This is a genomic window from Acinetobacter psychrotolerans (assembly GCF_048552595.1).
Classification (GTDB): domain Bacteria; phylum Pseudomonadota; class Gammaproteobacteria; order Pseudomonadales; family Moraxellaceae; genus Acinetobacter.
On record NZ_JBIMDK010000033.1, the window covers coordinates 1 to 8,771 of the forward strand.

An 8,771-nucleotide genomic window follows, 5' to 3' on the forward strand; every position below is an offset into this window, starting at 1 on the left:
TCGACGAACCCATTGGGCAGCGAATTGGCGATCCTAGGCGACAGCAACATCACCACGACGGTTGAACAAGGCAAAGCGACGATCACCCTGAATAAAGTACTCAATGTGGACAGCGTGACAGCAGGTAACAGCCTTCTCAACACAGACGGCTTAACCACCACAGGCAGTCTGAATGTTGTTGATAAAACGACAGGCGATACGATTGCTAGTCTAGACAGCACGGCACTATCAGTTGATGGCAATAAATATACCAGTGTCAATGAAGCGATTAACGCCTTGAATAAGTCACAAGGAGAGATCAGCGGTGTTTCGGTAAAATACGATAATCCAGCTATAAAAGATAAGGTCACGCTTGAAGGGACAAATGGAACAACGATAACGAATTTAAAAGGAGGAGAGGTTAGCTTAACGTCTAAAGATGCTGTAAATGGTAGCCAACTATATGGCACTTACATAGCAATGGTGGATGCGTTAGGTGGAAACTCATCATACAACTCTGATGGTACAGTTACACTACCAACATATGCAGTAAATGGTAAGGATTATAAAAATGTTGGCGCAGCTTTAAGTGCATTGGATGCTGGTTGGACTTTGAATAGTAATGGTGTAGCTGGTGCAGGGATTAAAGCAGGTGATACTGTCGATATTGGTACTGCTAGCACTGAAAATAATTTAGCGGTTGTGAAAACAGGCAATACTATTGACTTCAGTTTGAATAAAGACCTCACAGGCTTAACTTTAGTTGAAACGACAGATGGTGCGGGTAATACCTCAACAATGACATCTGTAGGTACGAAAGTTGATAATGCCGTAGGTGACAGCACTATTTATGGTGCAAATGGCAGCACAATTACTGGCTCGAATGGTAAAACTGTGATCATTGCATCAGATAAAATAGATGTAGGTGGTAATACCATTAATAATGTTGCAAATGCAGTTGCTAAGTCAGATGCTACAAATCTAGGACAAGTTGAGCAATTGATTGGCGATACGACGGGAAATGTAATCAACAAAGGCTTTGGGTTAACTGCTCAAGATGGACAAACTGTGCAGAAAAAACTAGGAGAAGCTGTTGATATTGTGGGTGATGATAAAAACATCTCTACAGTAGTAAAAGCTGGAAAAATTACCGTCCAACTTGCCGATAATTTGAATGTCAATTCTCTGACTACTGGTGATACTGTTATCAACAACAGCGGTATTAACATTGGTCAATCTGTTCAGTTAGGTAATACTGGTTTAGTCATTGCTGGCGGTCCAAGTGTAACAACAGCAGGTATTAATGCTGGTAATAAAACAATCACGAATGTTGCCAATGGTGTGAATACTTCAGATGCCGTGAATAAAGGACAATTAGATACAGCTATTAATGATGTTCAGAACAAAGTTGATCAAGTTTCTAATAATGCTGTTCAGTATGACAATGCAAATAAAGATTCAGTCACATTGTCTAGTAACAATGGGAACGGAACTCAATTGAACAATGTTGCCGATGGTACTGTTGCTCAAGGTTCTAAAGATGCTGTGAATGGCGGTCAATTGTGGGATGTTAAGCAGCAAGTTGATCAAAATACTGGTGATATTAACAATATCAAAAATGACATTAATAACGGTACTGTTGGTTTAGTTAAACAAACGGATAAAGATGGCATTGTAACCGTTGCCAAAGATTCAGGTGGCACGAAAGTTAGTGTTGCAGGTACTAGTGGTGATCGTATTGTTACAGGTGTTGCCGCAGGTAAAGCGACCAATGATGCTGTGAATGTAGGTCAGTTGGATACCGTGGCTAAATTCTTAGGTGGTGGGGCAGGTTATGACAACATTACCCAAAGCTTTACTGCACCAAGTTATAACGTCGGTGGTAACAAGTTTGACAATGTAGGCGGTGCAATTGATGCATTGAATCAAGCAGATCAAACATTGAATACAAAAATTGATAATGTCAGCAATAAACTTGATGATGCTTTCCGCATTACCAATAACAAAATTAATGATGTAGAGCAAAAAGCCAATGCAGGTATCGCAGCTGCAATGGCATTAGAATCTGCACCATATATTGCAGGTAAATATACCTACGCTGCAGGCGCTGCCTATCATGGTGGCGAAAATGCTGTAGGTGTGACGTTGCGTAAAACTGCCGATAATGGACGTTGGTCGATTACAGGTGGTATTGCAGCAGCATCACAAGGCGACCCAAGCGTACGTATCGGTATCAGTGGTGTGATTGACTAATCAACTAGATCAGGAAGGCTTAAAGGCCTTCCTTTTTCCCTTATTTTAGAGAGATAAAAAATGAAAGCATTTAACAAAAAGATTCTGTTCAGTGTATTCAGTGTTCTAGTGATGTCTTTAAGTCATGCTGCTGAAATCGAAACACAAAATAACCCAGACATTCATTTTCCAGATGTAAAGAAAAGCTATTTAAAACAAGTGCCGCGTTATGAGTATGATCATGTCGCACGTTTAGATAAAGACTTAACCAAAGATCAAATTCGTCAGATTCTTGGTGAGCCACAGTTTTCAGAAGGTCTATTTGCAGTTAAAACATGGAATTATGTACTCGATATACGCGAGCCTAATTCGAGCCAATACAAACGTTGCCAATTACGTATAGATTTTAACAAAGATTATTTATCTGAAAATTTATACTGGAAAGGTGAGCAATGCCAAGGTTTGATGGCTTGGGGGATCAATAACCAGTCTGATACAGAGCAAAACATGTTGCCATCGACCGACCATTCAGCAAGTGTTTTATTCTATTTTGACAGCTCAGATAAAAGTGGTGTTAAAAATCCAGAGGTGATTAATAGAATCGCTGAAAAATTTAAACAAGCAGATGGAAATAAAAAAATGTCTGTTGTTGGTTATACCGATCGTTTAGGATCATTTCATTACAATCAAAATTTATCGGTTGCCAGAGCAAATACAGTGGCTCAACTTTTGGTTCAGCAAGGTGTAAGTGCTGGTCAGATTCAATATGAGGCAAAGAATAAAACTGATGAATATCAGCAATGCGCTGGCGCAAAGAAAAAAATTCAATTGGTTGAATGCTTAGCACCAAATCGTCGCGTAAATATCACATGGTAAAATAGACTAAATTATCCGAGATTGGAGAAGATATGCGCTTAGGATGGCTTACTTTAAGTTTGATGTTGAGTATCACAACACATGCAGTTGCTGATTCTAGATCAACTTCTGCATCGAGTCCTTTAAAGACTTTACTACAAACTAAAAATTGGGGTTTAGTTCAGTCAGGAACAATGTGTATTGAACAATACCAGTTTTTTCCATCTGGGGAAGTTTTGATTCAGAGCAATAAAGAGCGCGTATCAGGGACCTATACCTATCTTGAAAAACGGCAAGGCTTTGAGTTGCCAGCTGTTGTAATTAATTTTAAGACAGATAATCAACAACCAGATTGTGCAGGTAATTCAGAGAATCAAACCGGTATATCTACGACTAATTTTCTAAAAAAAATATCTGATAAACAGATTTATTTTTGTAATGATCCTTTAGGTAAAGATTGCCCAGTCTATTTACGTCCTGAACACTGATTTAAATTATTTATAGAGGAATGAAAAATGAATATTCTAAAAAAAATTGCCTTAATTACAGTGGCTTTAGGTTGTACATTTCAAGTCCAAGCCTTTGAAAAGAAACAAATGGTTTTGGCAAATGTTTTTTGGGGAACTTGGTCAATTTATAATGCTCAAAATAAATGCACAGAAACTTATCAATTTAAAAAACCTGGGCAGTTTCAGTACACCAGTAAATTGAAATCGATGTCTGGAAACTTTTCAGTGATGCGTAATACAGATTTAAAAACATTGGATATTCTGACGATGAAAGTGAATACAGATAATAAAAAAGCATCATGTGCCCAAGCATCGAAAGATTTTACTGGTCAAACTTTAAGTTTAGGTTTGAAATGGGTCTCTCAAAATACTGCACAGATCTGTTCTGATACTGAAGGTAAGCAATGCAGTAGTTTATATTTGATTAAGCAAAAATAATGACTGATTTTTAAATGGCCTCTTCGGAGGCTATTTTTTGGAAAAACCTTTACTCATATAAATTAAATTTATGTATTTTTTAAAAATTATTCATATAAGTTTTGTATTGTAATAATAAATATAGGTTTATATTGGTTTTAATCATCTACCGATGAAAGACTTATCTTTGAAACACAGACAGACAATACCAGTATAGAAAACATGCTAATTTTGAACGTCTGTTGCACAACAACTTATAGTATGATGTGTATAGATTTCGACTGACTATCAGTTTATTCTGCCAGAATGAATGATGATATTCATTTCAGCTTAAATAATGTTGGAAATATAAATGCCTGACTATCGCTCAAAAACATCGACACATGGAAGAAATATGGCTGGCGCACGTGGCTTATGGCGTGCAACAGGAATGAAAGACGAAGATTTCGGTAAACCAATTATTGCGGTGGTCAACTCATTTACCCAATTTGTACCGGGTCATGTGCATTTAAAAGATTTAGGTCAATTGGTTGCACGTCAAATTGAAGCAACAGGTGGCGTAGCAAAAGAATTCAACACCATTGCTGTAGATGATGGTATTGCAATGGGTCATGACGGCATGCTTTATTCATTGCCATCTCGTGATTTGATTGCAGATTCAGTGGAATACATGGTTAATGCACACTGTGCAGATGCAATGGTGTGTATTTCTAACTGTGACAAAATCACACCGGGAATGCTCATGGCAGCAATGCGCTTGAACATTCCAGTAGTGTTTGTTTCAGGCGGCCCAATGGAAGCGGGTAAAATTAAAATCCGTGGTAATGAACATGCCATTGACCTTGTTGATGCGATGATTGTTGCAGCTGATGATAGCTTCACAGATGAAGAAGTGGCTGAATACGAACGTTCAGCATGTCCAACCTGTGGTTCTTGTTCAGGAATGTTCACTGCAAACTCAATGAACTGCTTGACTGAAGCTTTAGGTTTATCATTACCAGGTAATGGCTCAACCCTTGCAACGCATGCCAACCGTAAAAAACTATTCGAACGTGCGGGTCAATTGATTGTTGACATTACCAAACGTCATTATGAACAAAACGATTACAGCTTGTTGCCACGCTCAATTGCGACCAAAGCAGCGTTTGAAAATGCCATGACTTTAGATGTGTCAATGGGTGGTTCTACCAATACAGTATTGCACTTATTGGCAGCTGCACATGAAGCGGAAGTCGATTTCACTATGACGGATATCGACCGTCTTTCACGCAACGTGCCTGTATTGTGTAAAGTTGCACCTGCGAAGCAAGATGTACATATGGAAGACGTACACCGTGCAGGTGGAATCATGTCAATTCTTGGGGAGTTAGATCGTGCAGGTTTATTGGATACTTCAGTACCAACCGTACATGAAAAGACGCTGAAAGATGCTTTAGATAAATGGGACATCATTCGTACAGAAGATGAAGATGTGTATAACTTCTTTAAATCTGCACCGGGTGGCGTACCAACGCAAACTGCATTTTCACAAAACCGCTACTATACACGTTTAGATGGTGACCGTGAAAATGGTGTTATCCGTAATGCAGAACATGCATTCTCACAAGACGGTGGTTTGGCTGTACTTTACGGTAACATTGCATTGGATGGTTGTATTGTAAAAACTGCAGGTGTTGATGATTCAATCTTGAAATTCAACGGTACAGCACGCGTATTTGAAAGCCAAGATGCAGCAGTGGAAGCTATTCTAGCTGGCAAAATTGTGGCAGGTGATGTGGTTGTGATTCGTTACGAAGGTCCACGTGGTGGTCCGGGTATGCAAGAAATGTTGTACCCAACCAGTTATCTTAAATCGAAAGGTTTAGGTAAAGACTGTGCATTGCTTACAGACGGTCGTTTCTCTGGGGGGTCTTCAGGTCTTTCTATTGGTCACGTGTCTCCAGAAGCTGCTGAAGGTGGTGCGATTGGTTTGGTTGAAGAAGGTGATCGTATCGAAATTGATATTCCGAACCGTACCATTCATTTAGCTGTGGATGATGCAACCATGGCAGCGCGTCGTGAAGCTCAGGATGCTAAAGGATGGAAACCTGCGGAAGAACGCCCTCGTAAAGTGTCAAAAGCACTGAAAGCCTATGCAATGCATACCACAAGTGCTTCTCGTGGTGCGGTACGCGAAATTTAAGCTAGCCCCAATCCATATAAAAAGGAAAGCACTCACAAGTTGAGTGCTTTTTTTATTGAGCTAATTATTTAAATTCAATCGAATTTTTAGAAGCTATTTATTGACCTTAAAATGGTTATAGGTTTTGTTATGACTATTTAGAATTAATTTTTTTCAGCATATTCAATCAATGAATGGTATGCTTGAGCAAGTTTCAATCAAATTTTAATCCATTATTCAGTGCTTTTTCGAGGCCTATTCCATGTCATTGCTACGCCGTTGGCTTGATCCAATCCGATCGAGTTGGTTTTATCAGAAACCGACCCGTCAAGGTGTGTTATCTACGGAGCAAGGGCTAAGCATCTATTTACGTTTAGATGATGTGTATAGTTATTTGGCTGTACAACAATTGACGCAATTAGACGATATTCTTAATGATGAATTAAAACCATTAAAAGTTGTTATTTCGGATACGTCTGCAGAGCCCCCCAATGGTATGACCCTAGAGGAATGGCGAACTTATACCTTAAATGATGCTAAAATTTTAGCGACGCAACACCGTTTTAGTTATGACGATGAAAAACCAGAACAACCCGCAGCAGAAGCATTACAACAAGCGGAAACTATTCTAAGAAATACGCCACTAACAGGTTCAAATTTTCTCTATTTACTCGAAGACGTTTTTCATATGTTGTGGCAACAGCAGTATGGGAAATTACGCACTTTATTTGTGATGGCAAGTCATCATCAAAAACCACAGAATTTCCCCGAACGTGTGTTTGACCATACGCCTGTTCTAGAAAGCTATTTTGAGTTTGGTGGACGAAAATATCATGCAGTAGACGACTTATTACGTTTAACGCGCCGTTTAAAACAACAAAAGTTATTGATCGATAATCCAATTTTCTTGATCAACCATATTGAATGGCGTGAACATTTAATAAGTGATGCAGAGGAACTTGCAGAAATTCAAGCCATGCATCCAGAATTGGATTTATATATTGCCTTAGAAGATCCGATCAGTTGGTTGCTTTTGGCGTATATCAAAGAAGATTTGGCAAATTATTATAATATTCAATTGAATGTCTATCCATTAAGTTATCACGGACGAGACTTTTTTGATTGGAGTCTAGCTTCACGGTTGTCGAAACGTACCGAAGTCAAATTTACCCCATTTTGCCGACCAACAGCAGAAAGTACCCTTCAAATGGCGCAGCTTTATTACAGCGTGCCTGAAGAACAGCGTGTCGATGCCATTTATGAAATTTTACAAGCGGTTTGGACACAAGGGCAGGACTTATCATTCAAACCACATTTCAATACATTACAACGTGATCTAGCTATAGAAACACTGAGTGATATTGATGTTGAAGAACTATTAATTGCGAATGATCAAGCCTGTACTGCTAAGCATCAACCTGATTTCCCAGTATTAGAATTGCGTATTGAAGGAAAAACTTACTTATTTAATAGCTTATATCGTGTGTGGATGATTGAAAGTATTTTCAGTAATGTGTTAGAACAGAAATATAAATCTGAAAATCAACAAGAACGTGCCTTACAGGAAAATGAAGAATTAGATGATGAAAAAAGACAAGTTTGAATCCTTAGAGCAGGTTCGTGAGAAAATTGATCAGCTTGATCAGGAACTTATCGAGCTCATTGCAACACGTCAATATTATGTTGATCAAGCTGTGCGCTTTAAACGTACAGCGGAAGATGTGAAATCTCCTGAACGAGTACAACAAGTTATTAACAAAGTACGCCAACAGGCTATAGATGTCGGAACGAATCCTGATTTAGTGGAAAATTTATATCGGGAAATGATCCAACACTTTATTCAAAGAGAATTAAAAGAAATACGCCCCTAAACAACAATCATCGTTAGTAACTTTTCAATTGATTGGTGGCGTGGTGTAGTTAATGATGAAGTACGCTCAAAATGCATTAAATTAATATAGATAATAAGTGTGCTACATCCAATATTTATTGTTTGTTGGATATAGCATATCGATTAATAAAAAATGAACTTTATTGCTATGCCTTAACTTTAGGCTTAACCATCTATAATGATGACCATGTACATTTCAATATTGAATCACTTATAGAGTCTTAGCCTTATAAGAACTCAATCATTTACATATAGTCAAATCCAAATTGATTATTTAACCTATGAACATTGCCTCAACCTTATAACTTACCTATGCAGTAAGTTGAAATTTATTGTTAATAAAAAAGAGGTCGAAATATAACGCAGAAGTTTGAATGAATGCTGTGTTTGTGATTTTACCGTTCTTATTAGATAAGCACTTTTAAGCTATTTGACGATGTAAATACTGTTTCACAACATTTATCTGAAAATGGCAGTGAAATCTAGCATTTTGCAGATAATTGGCTTTATGTCTGCTGAATAAGTGCAATCAATACATCCAAAACAATAAAAAATCTCGCTAAAGCGAGATTTTTAAATATAAATGCTTAAAAAATAGCTAAAAAAACAAATTTTTTACGATTTTGGTAGAATAAATAAACAGACGAACTGTTATTTATAAAATAAGTTAAAAAAGGGGTTGTTCTGGAAATGAAATGCTGTAGAATGCACATCCATCGGCGGTGAT

General features: G+C 37.9%; 7 protein-coding genes. All 7 read left to right on the plus strand.

Going from position 1 to position 8,771, the window contains the following annotated elements; genetic code table 11:
- Positions 1-2,232: YadA-like family protein (locus tag ACG94X_RS16555; protein ID WP_419384770.1), on the plus strand; the 2,232-nt coding region annotated here is incomplete at its 5' end.
- A gap of 60 nt (positions 2,233-2,292) precedes the next feature.
- Positions 2,293-3,087 (plus strand): trimeric autotransporter adhesin/peptidogylcan-associated protein TpgA, encoded by a 795-nt coding sequence (tpgA, locus tag ACG94X_RS16560; RefSeq protein ID WP_419384771.1) that lies wholly within the window; start codon positions 2,293-2,295, stop codon positions 3,085-3,087.
- Positions 3,088-3,119: 32 nt separating this feature from the next.
- The gene (locus tag ACG94X_RS16565) at positions 3,120-3,554 is read left to right on the plus strand and encodes a hypothetical protein (RefSeq protein ID WP_419384772.1); all 435 of its coding nucleotides are present in this window, start codon (positions 3,120-3,122) and stop codon (positions 3,552-3,554) included.
- 27 nt (positions 3,555-3,581) lie between these two features.
- On the plus strand, positions 3,582-4,013 hold the full coding sequence (locus ACG94X_RS16570) for a hypothetical protein (RefSeq protein ID WP_419384773.1): 432 nt from the start codon (positions 3,582-3,584) through the stop codon (positions 4,011-4,013).
- Between the two features lie 331 nt (positions 4,014-4,344).
- Positions 4,345-6,174: a dihydroxy-acid dehydratase gene (gene ilvD / locus ACG94X_RS16575; protein ID WP_419384774.1), complete on the plus strand. Its 1,830-nt coding sequence runs from the start codon at positions 4,345-4,347 to the stop codon at positions 6,172-6,174.
- Between the two features lie 241 nt (positions 6,175-6,415).
- Positions 6,416-7,756: a hypothetical protein gene (locus tag ACG94X_RS16580; RefSeq protein WP_419384775.1), complete on the plus strand. Its 1,341-nt coding sequence runs from the start codon at positions 6,416-6,418 to the stop codon at positions 7,754-7,756.
- Entirely contained in the window at positions 7,737-8,024 is a 288-nt protein-coding gene (locus ACG94X_RS16585) for a chorismate mutase (RefSeq protein WP_419384776.1), read from the plus strand. Before ACG94X_RS16580 ends, ACG94X_RS16585 begins: the two co-directional genes overlap by 20 nt.
- Positions 8,025-8,771 lie beyond the last annotated feature (747 nt).